Source organism: Catenovulum sediminis, from assembly GCF_007289895.1.
GTDB lineage: Bacteria > Pseudomonadota > Gammaproteobacteria > Enterobacterales > Alteromonadaceae > Catenovulum > Catenovulum sediminis.
The window spans coordinates 184,251-201,643 of sequence record NZ_CP041661.1 but is presented as its reverse complement, the minus strand read 5'-3'; the positions used below and the strand labels follow the sequence as shown (position 1 = coordinate 201,643).

Sequence of the window (17,393 nt, the reverse complement as noted above, 5' to 3'; positions counted from 1 at the left end):
AATGAAATCGTTTATTGTTTCGTTTTTATTATTGGTGATAGGGTTAACTAGCCCTATCACTCAGGCTTCTAGTATCGTCACGGGGGAAGACGGTTATCGTTTATGGATGAAATATGATTTATTGCAAAACAAGTCATTGCGAAAAGCTTATCAAAAGCAACTGACTAAATGGTCGGTTGTTGGTCAGTCAGAAACCAGTCAAATTATTCGAGATGAGCTGGACTACGCATTAAGCGGTCTGTTGGGGCAGTCTGAGCCTGCTGGTTATCGATCAGCCAACTTAGTGGTGGTAACCGGACGTTTGGCAACAAGGTGGATACCGGATCTTGGCGACGAGCTAAGCAAATTGGGAGATGAAGGCTATATCATTCGACAAGTTGAACATAATAACAAGTCGGTTATTGTGGTTACTGCGAATACGGATATCGGCGCGCTTTATGGTACCTTTAATCTACTGCGTTTAGTTCAAACGCAAACCCCTCTTGACGCTGTGGATATTAGCTCAGCGCCTAAAACCAAAGTGCGGGTATTAAACCATTGGGATAATCCAGACAGACATGTTGAACGGGGTTTTGCTGGAGAATCCATTTGGGACTGGCATAAATTACCGCATTACAAGTATCAAAAATATACAGATTATGCGCGCGCAAATGCTTCTATCGGGATTAATGGCACAGTGTTAAACAATGTTAATGCTGATCCCATTATGCTGACGCCTGCTTATCTTGAAAAAGTCAAAGCGCTGGCTGATTTGTTCCGTCCGTATGGATTAAAAGTTTATTTATCCATCAAGTTTAATTCACCTGCAACACTGGGCGGATTAAAAAATTCAGATCCGTTAAATCCACAAGTCGCAAAATGGTGGGATAAAAAAATCGCTGAAATTTATCAGCTTATTCCTGATTTTGGTGGCTTTTTAGTTAAAGCAAATTCAGAAGGACAACCGGGACCGGGCGATTATGGTCGCACGCATGCGCAAGGTGCCAATATGTTAGCCGATGCTCTTAAACCACATGGCGGTATTGTGATGTGGAGAGCATTTGTTTACGCCAATGAAAAAAATGAAGAGCGCTCTAAACAAGCATATTCTGAGTTTAAACCTTTAGATGGCAAATTCCGTGAAAACGTAATGGTACAGGTTAAAAATGGGCCAATTGATTTTCAGCCGCGAGAGCCGATTAGTCCATTATTTGGTGCAACTCAAGAAACTCCAATGATGATGGAATTTCAAATCACTATGGAGTATTTAGGATTTAGTACCCACTTTGTCTATTTAGGGCCCATGTATGAAGAGGTCTTAAAAACAGATACTTATGCAAAAGGCAAAGGCTCTACCGTTGGTAAAGTCGTGGCCGGTGAAGTTTATGATTACCCGCTTACCGGTATGGCTGGAGTTTCTAATATAGGCTCTGACAGAAACTGGACGGGACATATCATTTTACAATCTAACTGGTATGTATTTGGCCGGATGGCGTGGGATTATAATATCAGTGCAGAGCAGGTTGCCGAAGAGTGGACCAGAATGACGCTGAGCAATAAATCAGCGGTTGTTAAAAAGGTCACTGAGATGATGATGTTATCGCATGAGGCAACGGTTAACTACATGACGCCCCTGGGTTTACATCATATTATGGGGACAGGGCATCACTATGGTCCGGCGCCTTGGGTAGATGATTTAGGCCGAGCTGACTGGAATCCGGTTTATTATCACAGAGCAACAAAAGGTGGCATAGGCTTTGATCGCTCCCCGAGCGGGGTTAATGCAGTTGAGCAATATTTTTCACCGTTGAAAGAGCAATTGGCTGATCCTAAATCAACCCCTGAAAAATATTTATTATGGTTCCACCATTTACCTTGGGACTATAAAGTGAAGTCTTCTGGTAGAACTTTATGGGATGAAATTGTCCACCGCTATTATTTGGGGGTTGACCAAGTTGCGCAAATTAGCCAAAGCTGGGACAGCTTGCAAGGTCAAATAGATCCATTGCAATTTAAGCAAGTGCAAATGGCAAATACCATCCATTTAAAGGAAGCAATATGGTGGCGCAACGCATGCGTATTGTACTTCCAAACGTTTTCGCAAAGACCGATACCACCAGGTTTGGATAAGCCGCAAGGCACTCTAGATACTTATAAGGCGATGGAATTCCCGTATGCGCCGGGACAAGGAGAATAATTTGTCGGTAAAGTTATTTAGAGTTTTAGCTGCCAGTGCTGTTATAGCGCTGGCAAGCTGCTCACAAATGCAAAAAGAGCATAAAGCAAATATTCAGCAACAGACTGGAACCGCATATTTTGACTGGTTTAAATATCAGGGTCATGATGATGTTTTTAATCACACTCTGGCCGACGACGAGTTTCAAAATCCAGTTATCTCCGGTTTTTATCCTGACCCGAGTATCACTCGCAAAGGAAAAGATTATTATATTGCTACGTCGTCGTTCGCTTATAACAACGGCCTGCCCATTTTTCACAGTAGGGATCTTGTAAATTGGGCATTGATAGGCCATGGATTAACGCGAGATGAGCAAATCGAATTGTCTGGCATTGATATATCCAGTGGTATCTATGCACCCACTATTCGATATCATGATGGCTTATTTTATATTATTACGACCGCTGTCTATTCGGGCGGGAATTTTATTATTACTGCCGAAGATCCCGCAGGGCCATGGTCACAACCCATCCTGTTACCTGAAGTCGGTGGCATCGACCCAGATATCTTTTTTGACGATGATGGTCGAATTTATATTGCACATAATGATGCGCCACCTGGCAAACCGCTATATGACGGACATAGGGCGATTTGGCTATGGGAATATGACCCTATTGCTCAGCAAGTTAAACCAGAATCACGAAAGCTACTCGTTGATGGTGGTACTGATATAAGCAAGAAACCGATTTGGATAGAAGCCCCGCATATTTATAAGGTTAATGGTTGGTATTATCTGGTCTGCGCCGAAGGTGGCACTGGTTATAACCATTCAGCAGTTGTTTTTAGAACCCGAGATTTAAGCGAGCCTTTTATTCCTTATCACGCAAATCCAATTTTAACTCAGCGCGATCTGGATATTGAACGCGTCAACCCAATTACAACAGCAGGCCATGCTGATTTAATTAAAACACCACAAGGTGAGTGGTGGGCGGTATTTTTAGCAACGCGTTCATATAACAAAACCTTGTACAACACAGGGCGCGAAACCTTTTTACTACCCGTTGATTGGACAAACGAAGGCTGGCCTGAAATTTTACCGCCGGGTGAAACAATTCCTTATCGCCTTAAAAAGCCAGCAGGTGGTGAAAAAATTGCTAATACGGAGCAAACAACGGGTAATTTTAGTTGGCTGGATGAATTTGAAAGTGAACAACTTGATTTACACTGGAGTTGGTTGGGTCGTCACAATAATACCAACTGGTTAACGTTAAATAATGGTTTTGCACAATTAAAAGCGGCTAAACGACAGTTAAGCAGTTTAGAGCAGCCCGTTTATTTAGCAAGACGGGTGCAACATCAAACTTATCAAGCCAGCACTCAAGTTTTACTACCTCAATATTCTGGTTTACAGCTGGGCATTACTGCGTATCAAAATGAAAAGTTTCATTACTTTTTTGCATTAGAAAAAACAGATACAGCCTACCGCTTGTTTGTTGAATCTGTGGTTAAAGGTCAACGGCGCATGCTTGCAAGCGTTGATTTGGATAGTGGGGGGGATGCGATTGAGCTGATAGTCTCTGCCGATAAAGACAAGATTAGTTTTAGCTATCGTCAAAGTGAAGCTATCAAACCAGTCTTAACCAACGCAGATGCAACTATTTTAAGTACAGCAAAAGCCGGTGGATTTGTCGGATCTATGCTGGGCTTACATGCTAGGAAATTTTAAAACTGGAGGCTGGTTCTTTAACTTGTGCTGCACCCGCATTTGAGCAAGTTAAAGAACTTTACATCGATAGATTTAATGAATAGGGCGATGATAAATATGGATACCTTATTTAATCATTTCACCACTAAAAAACTAAAAGTTTTCGCATGCTACATTTTTATTTGTGTGGTGAGCGGATGTGGCGTTTCAGACAAGAACCCAATAGAAGCGATTTCTAAATATGCTTCTGATAATACATGGCAACCTTATGATGGTATGCAAGTTGAGCAAGTATCTAACAAAGATTATTTTGCGATTCCATTTATGCCAGTGACTGTATCGGCCACACCCAACTCAATGAAAATTGCTGATCATTTAACCGCAGCGGGCATTTATTATAGCCAATCTGATGCGCAAGTTGTCGAAATAGCCGCTAAAGCACTGGCTTTGGATATACAGTCGGTTACCGGTCGTAAAGCGCAGGCCTTAGCAAGCAAACCTAAAGGTAAAAGTACAATCTTGATCGGCACTATAGGTAACAGTCCACTAATTGATGAATTGATCGCTAATAATCAACTAAAGGTGTCATCTATTGTTGGCAAATGGGAAGCTTATACAGCACAAGTGATTAAAAATCCGCTTAAAGATGTTGAACAAGCACTGGTGATTGCAGGCAGTGATAGACGTGGTACAGCGTATGGCGTGTTTGCATTATCTGAAGCAATGGGGGTTTCTCCTTGGCATTTCTGGGGGGATGTACCGGCTCCATCCAAACCCGCACTTTACATTGCGGGTCAGCATATTCAACACTCTCCGGCTGTTAAATATCGTGGCATTTTTATCAATGATGAAGATTGGGGATTATTACCCTGGGCAAGTAAAACGTTTGAGCCAGAAACGGGTAATATCGGCCCTAAAACTTATGCGACTATATATCAGTTATTGTTAAGGTTACATGCCAATATGATTTGGCCGGGTATGCACGAATTTCCGCGAGAGACGACACCGTTTTATTTAATGCCGGGTAATAAAGAGATGGCTGATAAATACGCAATCGTCATCAGTACCTCACATCATGAGCCAATGTTAACCAATAGCCATGAGTTTAAAGAGGATGTACATGGTGAATATAATTATTGGAGCAATAAAGAGACAATATATAAATTCTGGGAAAGCAGAGTAAAAGAAACTGCTGACTATGAAAATATCTATACAATTGGTATGCGAGGTCGAACGGATGTTGGCATGCTCGCGCCAGAAGGTACAACTGAAGCGGGTAAAGCTAAAAAGATTCAAAATGATATTATCCCAGATCAGCGTCAAATGATTGCTCAGCACGTTCATCAAAACCCTACGCAAATCCCACAAATCTTTATCCCGTACAAAGAAACTTTAGTGCAATACCAATCAGGTTTAGAGTTGCCTGACGATGTGATTATTGTATGGCCAGACGATAACCACGGGTATATTCGTCAATTGTCGACACCCGAAGAACAAAAACGAAGTGGTGGCTCTGGTGTTTATTATCACCTGTCATATTGGGGGGTACCCAGTAGCTACCTATGGTTAAATAGCACACCACCTGGTATGACTTATGCTGAGATGATTAAAGCTTGGGAGTTTAACGCCAATAAAATTTGGATTGTTAATGTGGGTGATATTAAACCACATGAATTTGGTACTGAATTTTTCTTGCGCTTGGCGCGAAATCCAGAAGCATTTAGAAATTTTGACCAACGCCAATATTTTAAACAATGGACTGAACGCACTTTTGGCCAAAAATATGCAGAAGATATTGCAGATGTGATGCAAAGTTATTTCAGCTTAAACATAGTCAAACGTCCAGAGCATATGCATGTCAGTGGTACAAATACTTTTAGCATGATAGCAAAAGGGGATGAAGCCGCTGTCAGGTTAAATAAATTTGAGCAAGCAACTCAACTTGCAAATCAGGTTTATCAAAACTTACCGGAGAAATATAAGAGTGCATTTTACCAAATGGTATTATATCCATTACGGGCCTCGTACTTAATTAATAAAAAAGAACTGTTAGCAGAGCGAAGTCGTTTATGGGCCAAACAAAAACGAGCGGCAACGCATTTATTGGCTGAACAGTCTATCCAAGCGCATCAAGCATTATTGGCTGAAACGCAATTTTATAATGACATAAATGCTAATGGGAAATGGCAGCATATGATAAGCCCCATGCCATTAAGCGAACTGCCAAAGTGGGCCTATGATACGCAAAACCCATGGCGCAAAGCGGAGTTAGGTCGTTATCAAGCACCAGATAAAAAGCAACTTGCCGTTGCGCTTGAAGGTTCTGAAAATCCTTTAATACCTACCGACATTGGTATATTGCCTTTGTTTAATCGAGCTGCCGATACGCGCTATTTTATTGATGTATTTAACCAAGGCAAGCAGGCATCCAATTGGACGGCAAGCGCAAATCGCCCTTGGGTTAAAATAAGCCAAACAAGTGGGAAAACAGATGCGAGAATTACGCTTAGTATCGACTGGGATTCTGCGCCTAATGGCACTGAAATTCCGGCAGTTGTTACTATATCCGACAATGATCGTAAATTTGATATTCAACTAAAGGTGTTCAACCCTGCCAATTTAGCGTTTGGTAGTTTGCCCGCAGCGGTAGAAAATAAAGCTTCTGTTGAAATAGAAGCTGAAAACTATATTGCTAAAACAGACGCTGATAATGGTGTGGGCTGGCAGCAGTTTAATAACGCTGCAGCGTCAGAGCACGCTATGACAGTGCAGCCTTTCACGGCAGCAAGCATTGAATTACCTCAATTGCAAACTCGCAGCCCATCGTTAAGTTATCAGTTTTATGCCGTTAGCACGGGTAAAGTTAAAATTTATAGCCAAGCTTTACCTACTCATAAGATAACAGCAGATCACCCGGGGGTTCGATATGCGATATCAGTTAATGGAGATAAACCACAAATCATCGGTTTACATTCAAACGAGTACTCAAAATTGTGGAATGTTAATACTTTAAGGGCCGCATCAATTGGTATATCTGAACATCAAATAAACCAAACTGGTATCCAAAATATCAAAATCTGGATGGTTGATCCCGGTGTAGTATTAGATAAGTTTACAGTGAAATTTGACGAAAGTGCGATACCCACTCCTCTTCACTAGAGTAATTGAATTTAATAGGAAAATTTATGTCAAGTAACAAAAAAATGATGCATTTTATTGGCCTGTTCATATTGTCGTTAGCAGTGGCCAGTTGTAGTTCGAACATGAGAAAAACAGAAAGTGATCATGCTCAAGCTTTTAAAGCGCGAGTGATTCACACCACGGATATGGGCGCCGATCCAGATGATCAGCAATCATTAATTCGACAATTAGTGATGGCGAACGAAATTGATATTGAGGGGATTATTACTTCAACCGGTTGTTGGAAAAAATCACAACAAGATACCACTTACGTAGATAAAATTTTACAAGTATATAGTCAAGTGTATCCAAACCTAACTCAACATGCGCAAGGTTTTCCGACACCTGAATTTTTACAGTCAGTTTCAGTAATGGGACAAACTGGTTATGGGATGAGTGATGTTGGAACAGGCAAAAATTCTGCTGGCTCCGACTTAATCATTGCTGCAATAGATAAAAAAGATCCTAGGCCCCTGTGGTTAACTTGTTGGGGCGGTTGCAATACGATAGCTCAATCGTTATGGGATTTAAAAAATAATCGTTCAGCTACTGAACTGGCTGAGATTATTAAACGAATTCGCGTATATGATGTATTAGGGCAAGATGATGCTGGCACTTGGATTGCTAAAACATTCCCTGAGCTTTTGTATATTCGAAGCCTAGCTGTTTATAGCTGGCAACCCTCTGATGAATATTTAGTTGAACATATTCAAAGCCATGGGGCGTTAGGGAGCGCTTATCCAAATCGTCAGTGGGCAACTGAAGGTGATACACCGGCATTTATGCATTTAATAAACCCGGCTTTAAATGACCCTGATAAAGTGGCGCAAGGTGGTTGGGGCGGACGTTTTGCTGAGAAAAAGCAGCCCGCTATTCGCGGTATGAAATGCATGAAAGGCGAAGATGAATTATATGACCCTTATTATATGTATGGTGATGCATCTGAAGGTGGCAAAGCAATTAGCCGTTGGCAAACTGCATACAACAACGATTTCCAAGCACGTATGGACTGGACAATCACACCTCAGTATGAAGATGCAAACCACCATCCGCACGCGGTTGTGAATGGTATAAAATCTGAAAAAGTTGTCTATTTGACAGCAAAGGCGGGAGATTCCATTTTATTGTCTGCCAGTGGAAGCTCTGATCCTGATGGCGATAAAATTCAATACTCATGGGAACTATATAAAGAAGCCAGCAGTGACAATTCAGACGTAGCGATTCTACAACCGTCTAATGTTAACACCCAGTTAATGATCCCAACTGATGCTAAAGGGAAAGACATACATATTATTTTGACCATTGTGGATGATGGAGAACCTAATTTATATGCTCATCGCAGAATTGTGATAAGTGTAAAATGATGAAATGAAGGACGGCCAATAGCAATTAGCAATAACGTTAAAGTTATTGCTATTGCTATTGTTATTGCTGATTCGCATGAACGTCCGTAACACCATGACAGTATCTTGTATAATCATCGCCTAAATAAAGTTTTAACAGTTTTTGTGGTGCGTCCGGTAAATAAACGCTTAATAATAAACCGGGCGTTGTCGCAAAGTTGGGATCTAAGCCTAACGCATGAAATTTAGCACCGAGTTGATGGTACTGTTTTAATAACACTGGCAGGCCTTTGCCGTCGGGCTCAATTTGTTTGACTAACCATTCCAAGGTGTTTATATCTTTGTCATTGACCAAAAAAAACTGCTCAAGCGCTTTTGGGGCAGGGTGCTCAAACGGGCAAATTGCAGTTGCGCTGCGGTTTGGTCCTTCAATTAAAAAAGATTCTATCAGTTTGATACTCAGCGGTTGATATTGCGTGCTGAGCGAAACCGTACCATATAAGGTTTTATACTGGGGAAACCGGCAAACAAAGCGGCCAATGCCTTTAAACAGCAACAACAGTGCGTGATAGCTTTTTTGCTGGTTTGCGACGACAAAAGAACGCCCCATTTCCAAACAGGGCGCTTGTTGGTTAATAAACTGGGCACTGAAGTTAAACATGTTGGCTAAATATAAGGTATCAATCTTGTCTGTTTGGCCCATGCGGTATGCGCCGACAATATCTTCTGATGCACTATCAAAGATAAACAAATGGGTGTAGCTGTAGTCAAAATCATCACCGTCTTGTGGTGCACCGCTACCTTCATCCCAACTGCGAAACGTTGCTTCGCGTAGTCTTCTGATTTGCGCTAAACAGGCCGGTATTTGATTGCCCTGAGCATAACATACGACAAAGTTTTTAAAGTTGATAAGGTTCTGGTTTTGTTTGCTTAAAGCTAAAACTTCAGCGTGCATATCAGCTTTACGACTCGGCTCGGCAAGTGGTTGGAGATCGGGTGTTGATTGCACAGGCCAAGGGTAGTTATACGCCGGGTTTTGCAAATAGGTGAGCAGTTGCAATCTATCGCTTATTTGTTGTGGGTTATATTTTGACAAAGCATTTAAATCTTGGTGTTGCATGATTTTCCCTGCATAAAAACGAATGGTTTTACCTTTTGCGGCAATCATTTCACGAATGAGCATCAGTAGCCGAAAGCGAAAATAAATGCGGCCTAATCGATAAAATATAGCTCGGTTTTGGCCCGCAATATACAAAGGCAGGACATCTGCTTGATTATTTTCTATCAGTTGAGCCGCGCTGCGGTGCCATCTGTGATCGCTAATTGCTTGTGTTGATTGTTGATAATAACTGACGCGTCCGGCCGGAAATAAGAGTAATGCGCCGCCAGATTTTAAATGCTGGTGGCATTTTTTTAATGAGGTCACATTGCCTTTCGCAGATGCTTTGAGCGGGTTCGTAAAAATAAACTTCTCATGCAGCTCTGAAAAAATACTGAGCCCTTGATTGGCCAGTACTTTTAAATCAGGCCTTTGTTGGGCTAAAAAATAAGTTAACAATACACCTTCTAAACCACCAAATGGATGATTGGCAACAATAACCAGTGGTTTATCTTTAGGCAGGTTAAGCGGGGTTGTAAACTCGCTTGTTAACTTAAATACCTCAATAAATTTTTCACAAAATGCCTCGGCGCTTAAGCCAGCAAATTGATGCTGCTGATACAAATAGTCTAAGTGCCGTATCCCAAGCAGTTTATCTGCTAATTTTCCAAATATTTTATGCCAAGCTGAATGCGGCTCAGGCAGCAGTTTTAACAAAGATAAGTTATTTGTTTTCTGAGGCATTTCATTTAACATCAAGTATTTTCTTGAGTTCAGTTTATGCGATTGCTCTGGCAAAAACGAGCTTTAAGCCAATAATCTAGGCTGGTAAAACGGCCTCCGCCAGTGAACAACAAACTCAATAAGATAATAAAATAGGTTGCAGCAAACTCGATACCATTGTTTAAAATGACAAACTTTCCACTGGCTGTTAACCAATTGTAGTGGCCATATTCTTGTAATAATGAATTAGCGGCCGCCAGCTTTTCATCCGCTTGCATGATGCTTTCATTATAGAAAATCGTGCCATCGGCCAGCCAACTAGCGCTGTCTGCAATGGCAAGCCAACCATTGGGTAAGTGCACGGTAAAAATAGCAACCAACATAGTGATCATCAGCGGAATACTCACCAGACGGGTTAATAACCCCAGCAATAACAAGATCCCGCCAATCAGCTCAGCTGCAGTTGCTAGAGCAGCCAATAAAATCGGAAAAGGCAAACCCAGTCCCCAGTCACTATTGCCAAACCAACTGACAATATCACTAAAATTGGTGTATTTATTCCATCCGGCTTGAATCATTATCGGCGCAAGATAAAGACGAAATAACAAGGGTGGAATTCCGTCCAATATACTTAACTTTTTGACACTCGTTTGATACAAACATTGAATCGACTGGATAATAGCTAACATATAAAGGTACTCTGCAGGTTTCTAATCGGGTTTATAAACAAAAAGACAGTCGAAAATACATTTTTCTTTCAATGTTTCTGCTTTCACAACAATTATATCCAGCTTTTAAACCACATCCTTTGATAAAAACCGTCGACAGAAAGCGGAAGTCCGAGTTGAAATGGTAACCAATATACAAATGCAAAAGTTAAAATAAACAGACAAGTATAGGCAGCATATTTGTGGGTTTTAGAACCCTGTAGCAAAGTCGTTAATAACCATGCCAACGCAATAAATGAGAAGACAGAAGCAGATTGATAGTGGTATAAAAAAGTACAACGCGAAACCAAACTCCAGGGCAACCAAGACGCGAGATACCCGCCTGTTATAAACAGCAGGGTAAACTGGTTGGAATTAAATGTTTTGTTTTTCACCATATAAGCTATCTGTTTAATCGTCATGATTAACATTGTTAGCATCGCTAAACTGGCCATCCAATACAACACTGGGTTGCCAAAAGAATGAACGTTTTTAAAACATCTGGGTTGATTATCGGTTGCCGGAATTTTTTCGAAATGATAACTAATCGGGCGCTGCATTAAAGGCCAGCTGTACCATTTTGAACAATAAGGATGGGCATCTTCTGAAACTCGGTTTTTGTGATAGGTAAAAAACTGTCTGTGCGTTTCAGTAAAGTCGTATTTGGTATTTAACTGTAAATCGGGTATCCAAATTAAATAGTACAAAATGGCTGGGACAAGGGTAATGGCTGATAGTATTTTCAGCCCTTTTTTATCTATTGTCGGCCAGTTGTTATGAGTAAACCTCTTAAATTTAAAGCGAATAGATTTAAGTAAAACGACAATAACCAAAACCGCCATTGTGATCGCCCAATAACTTAACCCACTCCATTTAACACTGATAACCGCTGCTAAACTGCAGCCGAGCAATAGCGGTAAATAACCGTTATTTTTTTGCAGTGTTAATAAGGTTAAATACAAGCTTAACGCGCCCCAAAATAAAATGTGTACATTGCTTAGACCAAAGCGTGAGGCAACTAACAAAGCACCGTCAAAGCTAACAAACGCAAAAACTAACAACGAAAATAAATGTGATTTTTTCAGCCGATAGGCCGATAGCGCAAATAAACAGCAACTTAGAAAACCCAACAACGCATTGACCCAACGATAACTGACTGGGTTAAGCTCGTTAAATGGCACACTGCCTAAAGTTGGTTCGTTGACCCATGGCAACATATGGTAAATATGCATGCCAGCCATCATGACATATTTAGCCAGTGGCGGGTGCGAGTGGAAAAAAGATTCTTGCTGAATATAGTGATACGCAAAATTGGGAAAATATACTTCATCAAAAACAGGTTTATTGATATCACCCAACTGATAGAAGCGCAGAAATAATGCACTCATCGCAATCAGTAGATATAAAAATTGGGCCGTCCGGGTTTGCACGTTGAAATTACTCTTTTTTCTTATTTATCGATAGCTTAAATCAATACAGTAGTATGAGGTTACTACATTTTATAAAATTTTATTATCGATTTATTACATCAATTATGTTGCTATGTCTTGCATATTTTTATAATGTGGTATCGTAGCACTATTTGGATTGCTTAACGTTTTTGCAGAATCTTGTTTTCAGTTGTTTAACTTTAGCAAGAATATAAGTTTTGGTGTAAACGTTTCACCTTTGGCTGCTTTGAAGTTATCACTTTCAAAAGTTTGCCCAAGTTTAAAATCGGTTCGACAAGTTAAGGTCTCAAGGGTATGGATAGATTACGTTTTTTAAAGCAAGTGTTGTATCTAATGATATTTGTTTATTTATGTGGGTGTAGTGGATCTTCAGAGAAACCAATTCACCATACACAGAGTCAGGATGGTTTTAACGGGGCAATCGCGTCATCCGCTTCAGCTAAAGTGAAAAAATTGAATATCGTGATTGATGACGAAAATCAGACCGTTTACTTACCCGTCAAGCAGGGTACAAATTTAACTGCATTTGACCCTCTGCTTATCACAGCTTCTGGGGTGAAAGTGACACCAACAGGTAAACAAGACTTTAGCCAAGGCGCAATTGCATACCATGTTTCTGTTAACGGCAAAAGCAAAACGTATCGAGTTTCTGCAGCGGTTAATAATAACCCGGTTATTGAGGGTTATTATGCGGACCCTGAAATTATCTATTCACAACGAGATAAAAAATATTATCTCTATCCGACAAGTGATGGCTATCTTAACTGGTCAGGTACTTATTTTGAAACTTTCTCCAGCACAGATCTGATTAATTGGACAAATGAAGGTACGATTTTAGATTTACATAAAGACGTTAGCTGGGCAGATAGAAATGCGTGGGCACCGAGCGGAATTGAAAAGAAAATAAATGGTCAATACAAATACTTTTATTATTTCACCGCGGCACAAAAAATAGGCGTCGCAATCGCTGATAATCCACAAGGGCCATTTGTTGATTCAGGTAAACCATTAATCGACTTTAAGCCGGAAGGTATTCAGGGTGGGCAGGAAATTGATCCGGACGTTTTTATCGATCCGGTTTCCGGCAAGAGTTATCTGTATTGGGGCAACAGTTATTTAGCCGTCGCCGAACTACATTCAGACATGGTAACGCTAGATAAAACGACGATAAAAGTGATGACACCGGATGCAAGTTTTATGGAAGGTGTTGAGATATTTTACCGCAATGGGAAGTACTATTTTTTATGGTCTGAAAATGATACGCGAGACGAAAATTACCGTGTACGTTGGGCGATGGCAGACTCACCTTTGGGGCCACTTACTATTCCTGAACAAAACTGGGTCATCACTAAAGATCCAGAGCAAGCCATTTTTGCCACAGGCCACAACTCGGTGATTAACATACTAGGTACAGATGAATGGTTTATCGTTTATCACAGATTTACGCGTCCGCATGGCATAAGCATGGGGCGTTCAGCCGGTTACCATCGGGAAGTGAGTATCGATAAACTCAGCTTTGATGCAAGCGGTAATATTATTCAAGTAATGCCAACACTAGAAGGCATTTCGCCTCAATAGAGCGGACAGTTTATATCCGACGCGTAAACCCCGTGAAACTGCATTTTACACTTAGGGATGGGCGCATTTTTGGCCGCGGGCAGTGAAGTTTATAAACTCGTTCAGCAATAAGCTTGTCGTTTACTCAATAAAAAAATAAAAGTTATGGAAATCGATATGATACTAACGCGAAATAACATTCAACAATGCATTTTGATTGCTTTGGCCAGTATGACCACCGCTTGTGCCTTTAGCGGAGAGCAATCCCATCAAACTGGGCAAATCACGGAGCATCTTGAATGGGAAAATCCGGAGATTTTTGCGCAAAATAAACTACCGGCAAGCGCGACATTTTATGCATATGAATCTGCTACGTTAGCAGAGCAACAGCGAAGAGAGGCATCGAACTATTTCACCTCGTTAAACGGAGAATGGTCATTTAATTTTGTAAAAAAGCCGGCGGATAGACCGGTTGATTTTTATCAAACCGATTTTGATTACTCGAACTGGGGCAGCATTAAAGTGCCGGGTAACTGGGAATTACAAGGTCACGGCATCCCTCATTACGTTAATATAGATTATGTTTTTCCGGCTAATCAGCCATTTATTCCGCATGAATATAATCCCGTCGGCTCTTATATTAAAACACTAACCGTACCTCAGAGTTGGCAGGGAAAACGGGTTGTATTGCATTTTGGCGCGGTTAATTCTGCAATGTATCTGTGGGTAAATGGTCAAAAAGTGGGTTATAGCCAAGGCTCAAAATTACCCGCTGAATTTGACATTACGGAACATGTTAAAACCGGAAATAATAAAATTGCTATTGAGGTCTATCGTTGGTCCGACGGCAGTTATTTGGAAGATCAGGATGCTTGGAGTTTAAGCGGCATCGACCGTGAAGTATACGCATATGCGACACCCAAAACTCATATTCGTGATTACACCGTGACGGCTGATTTGGATGATGATTTTGAAAATGGTGTATTTAATTTAGCACTTGAAATTAATTCGAATGAACAACAAAGTCGCTCAAACGATGCGAATGTCAGCGTAACGGTTAGTATTAAGGACGGAAACGCCCTGCTGCTCAATAAATCCGCTTCAGCACAAGTAAATGGTCAGCAAATCATTAATCTGGCAGGCATTATTAAGGATGTTCAACCCTGGTCAGCTGAAACACCGAAGCTGTATGATTTAACCATTGAAGCGGATATGAATGGCGAAACTCAGGTAATTAAACAAAAAATTGGTTTCCGCCACATCGAAATGCAACACGGCCAATTTTTAGTAAATGGGAAGGCCATAACGATCCGGGGCGTCAACCGCCATGAGCATGATCCGAAATCAGGAAAAGCGCTCAGTTTAGAGAGTATGATCGCAGACATAAAGTTAATGAAACAATTAAATGTCAACGCCGTACGTACCTCTCATTATCCCAATGACGAACGATTTTACGCTTTAGCCGATCAATATGGTTTATATGTGCTTGATGAAGCGAATATTGAATCACATGAGTATATGCAAATAGGCAATGGCCAGGGTAATAACAACGAGGAATTTCAGCGTAAAACTTTCTTAGGTTATCAGCCTGAATGGCAAGCTGCACATATTGATCGTGTTACTCGAATGGTTGAGCGTGATAAAAATCACCCGTCCATTATTATGTGGTCTTTGGGTAATGAAGCCGGTTTAGGCACTGCATTTGAAAAAGCGGCTGAATGGATTAAAACAAACGAGCCAACACGCCCGGTGACCTATGGTGGTTGGGGGACTGTTGATGGTCATTCTGCCTTAGACTATGTCGATGTCTATACGCCGATGTATGACTTTATGTGGGAGATGAAAGATTGGGCACTCAGTCATCCAAAACAACCAATGATTCAGGCTGAATATGCACATGCTATGGGTAACAGTCTGGGTAATTTGCAGGAATACTGGGACTTAATTTATGCGTACCCACAATTACAAGGTGGTTTTATATGGGATTGGGTTGACCAAACTTTGTTTAAAACCAACGACAAAGGCCAACAAATTATGGCTTATGGTGGTGATTTTGGTGAAAGTCCAAGAGCAGATTCAGATAATTTCTTAGCCAATGGCGTGATTCAATCTGACAGAACGCTTAACCCGCACGCATGGGAGTTGAAAAAAGTTTACCAACCTATTTATTTTAAAGCGGTTGATTTAGACAATTTGACCTTTGTTTTAGAAAATCATCATAATTTTACCAACGCCAGTGAATATGATTATGACTGGATATTAGCTAAAAATGGTCAGCCCGTTAAACAAGGTCAGTTAACCAATATCCAAGCTGAGGCGGGTAAAAAACAAATATTTAGCCCTGATTTTAATCAAAGCATTATCACTTCTGATGCTGAGTACCACATAACGATACGAGCGAAAGCGAAAAGCGGACAAATTGCTTTTGTTGAAACGGGTGACGTGGTTGCTTGGGAGCAATTTGCGTTAACAGAGCCAATTTTTAGCAAAGTCAACAACACATCTCAAAACACACCACAAAACACAGCTCAAAACATATCGGAAAACACGGCGCTTAAGCTTGCACACGCAGAGCATTCGTTGGATGTTCATGGGCATGGTTTTGCCGTTTCTTTTGATAAACAAAGCGGTCAACTTGCCTCTTATCAACTGCAAGGAAACCAGTTAATTCAGCAAGGGCTTAAACCCAATTTGTGGCGCGTACCAACGGATAATGATGTCGGTGCAAACCTGCAAGGGAAATTAAAAGTATGGAAACAGGCAAGTGGGCAGCAAACCTTGGTTTCAATTGACAGTGCACAAACTCCACACGGTCATATTGAAATTACGACCAAGCAGCAACTGGGCGACAATGATGCTTTATTTGTCACGCGTTATCAAATTAATAGCCATGGTGAAATCAACATAGATGCAGACTTTTATCCGCAAAAATGGCGCATGCCGATGTTGCCCAAGGTCGGCATGAACATCATACTTAACGGTGATTACAAAAACATAGAATGGTTTGGTCGTGGTCCGCATGAAAACTACATAGACAGAAATACCTCTGCTGCCGTTGCAGTATATAAATCACATGTCGATGAGCAGTATCACGACTACTCGCGACCACAAGAAACAGGTAACAAAACCGATGTACGTTGGTTTAGGTTAAGCAACAACCAAGGGCAGGGCATTGAAATTAGCGGTCATCAATTGTTGAGTATGTCGGCGTTACCTATGTTGAATTCAGACTTAGAGCATGACAGAAAAAATGTTCATTTACATGGCGCAGAAGTTGAGTTTAAAGATTTGGTTAACCTGAATATTGATTACAAACAAATGGGCGTTGGTGGTGATAATTCTTGGGGTGCATTGGCTCAGGATGCATATCAAATTCCTTCAGGGCACTACCATTATGGTTTTACAATCAAACCGCTGAAGCTTTAAGGGTAATGAATTAACGCGCTAAAGAATAAGCGTAAAATAAAAACAAC

Annotated in this window: 9 protein-coding genes; 6 read left to right on the top strand and 3 right to left on the bottom strand. The window is 40.9% G+C overall.

Annotated elements, in window-relative coordinates:
- The first annotated feature begins 1 nt into the window (after nt 1).
- The 4 genes from FNT16_RS18360 to FNT16_RS18345 all read left to right on the top strand — a co-directional run bounded on the left by FNT16_RS18360 (nt 2) and on the right by FNT16_RS18345 (nt 8,404).
- The gene (locus FNT16_RS18360) at nt 2–2,176 is read left to right on the top strand and encodes an alpha-glucuronidase family glycosyl hydrolase (RefSeq protein WP_143873272.1); all 2,175 of its coding nucleotides are present in this window, start codon (nt 2–4) and stop codon (nt 2,174–2,176) included.
- Between the two features lies 1 nt (nt 2,177).
- On the top strand, nt 2,178–3,881 hold the full coding sequence (locus FNT16_RS18355) for a glycoside hydrolase family 43 protein (protein ID WP_221935101.1): 1,704 nt from the start codon (nt 2,178–2,180) through the stop codon (nt 3,879–3,881).
- A gap of 96 nt (nt 3,882–3,977) precedes the next feature.
- Complete coding sequence (locus FNT16_RS18350) at nt 3,978–7,019, top strand: glycosyl hydrolase 115 family protein (RefSeq protein ID WP_185976803.1); 3,042 nt, start codon at nt 3,978–3,980, stop codon at nt 7,017–7,019.
- Nucleotides 7,020–7,045: 26 nt separating this feature from the next.
- A complete protein-coding gene (locus FNT16_RS18345) occupies nt 7,046–8,404 on the top strand; it encodes a DUF1593 domain-containing protein (protein ID WP_143873266.1) in 1,359 nt (452 codons plus the stop codon).
- A gap of 61 nt (nt 8,405–8,465) precedes the next feature.
- Here the strand turns inward: FNT16_RS18345 and FNT16_RS18340 are convergent, their stop codons facing one another.
- The 3 genes from FNT16_RS18340 to FNT16_RS18330 all read right to left on the bottom strand — a co-directional run bounded on the left by FNT16_RS18340 (nt 8,466) and on the right by FNT16_RS18330 (nt 12,300).
- Complete coding sequence (locus FNT16_RS18340; protein WP_143873264.1) at nt 8,466–10,238, bottom strand: bifunctional lysophospholipid acyltransferase family protein/GNAT family N-acetyltransferase; 1,773 nt, start codon at nt 10,236–10,238, stop codon at nt 8,466–8,468.
- A 17-nt stretch (nt 10,239–10,255) separates the two neighbouring features.
- Nucleotides 10,256–10,894 carry an HvfX family Cu-binding RiPP maturation protein gene (locus FNT16_RS18335; protein ID WP_143873262.1) on the bottom strand — a complete coding sequence of 213 codons (639 nt, stop codon included), beginning with the start codon at nt 10,892–10,894 and terminating at the stop codon, nt 10,256–10,258.
- A 92-nt stretch (nt 10,895–10,986) separates the two neighbouring features.
- Entirely contained in the window at nt 10,987–12,300 is a 1,314-nt protein-coding gene (locus FNT16_RS18330) for a phospholipid carrier-dependent glycosyltransferase (protein WP_143873260.1), read from the bottom strand.
- 357 nt (nt 12,301–12,657) lie between these two features.
- Here FNT16_RS18330 and FNT16_RS18325 point away from each other — a divergent pair, with 357 nt between their 5' ends.
- On the top strand, nt 12,658–13,941 hold the full coding sequence (locus tag FNT16_RS18325) for a family 43 glycosylhydrolase (protein ID WP_143873259.1): 1,284 nt from the start codon (nt 12,658–12,660) through the stop codon (nt 13,939–13,941).
- 156 nt (nt 13,942–14,097) lie between these two features.
- Nucleotides 14,098–17,346, top strand: a complete 3,249-nt coding sequence (gene lacZ, locus FNT16_RS18320) for a beta-galactosidase, LacZ type (protein ID WP_185976802.1) — start codon at nt 14,098–14,100, stop codon at nt 17,344–17,346.
- Nucleotides 17,347–17,393 lie beyond the last annotated feature (47 nt).

What these genes read in the sequence shown, in the direction of transcription:
- FNT16_RS18360 (WP_143873272.1), top strand. Translation starts at nt 2, where the DNA reads ATGAAATCGTTTATTGTTTCGTTTTTATTATTGGTGATAGGGTTAACT.
- FNT16_RS18350 (WP_185976803.1), top strand. Translation starts at nt 3,978, where the DNA reads ATGGATACCTTATTTAATCATTTCACCACTAAAAAACTAAAAGTTTTC.
- FNT16_RS18345 (WP_143873266.1), top strand. Translation starts at nt 7,046, where the DNA reads ATGTCAAGTAACAAAAAAATGATGCATTTTATTGGCCTGTTCATATTG.
- FNT16_RS18340 (WP_143873264.1), bottom strand. Translation starts at nt 10,238, where the DNA reads ATGTTAAATGAAATGCCTCAGAAAACAAATAACTTATCTTTGTTAAAA.
- FNT16_RS18335 (WP_143873262.1), bottom strand. Translation starts at nt 10,894, where the DNA reads ATGTTAGCTATTATCCAGTCGATTCAATGTTTGTATCAAACGAGTGTC.
- FNT16_RS18330 (WP_143873260.1), bottom strand. Translation starts at nt 12,300, where the DNA reads ATGAGTGCATTATTTCTGCGCTTCTATCAGTTGGGTGATATCAATAAA.
- FNT16_RS18325 (WP_143873259.1), top strand. Translation starts at nt 12,658, where the DNA reads ATGGATAGATTACGTTTTTTAAAGCAAGTGTTGTATCTAATGATATTT.
- lacZ (WP_185976802.1), top strand. Translation starts at nt 14,098, where the DNA reads ATGATACTAACGCGAAATAACATTCAACAATGCATTTTGATTGCTTTG.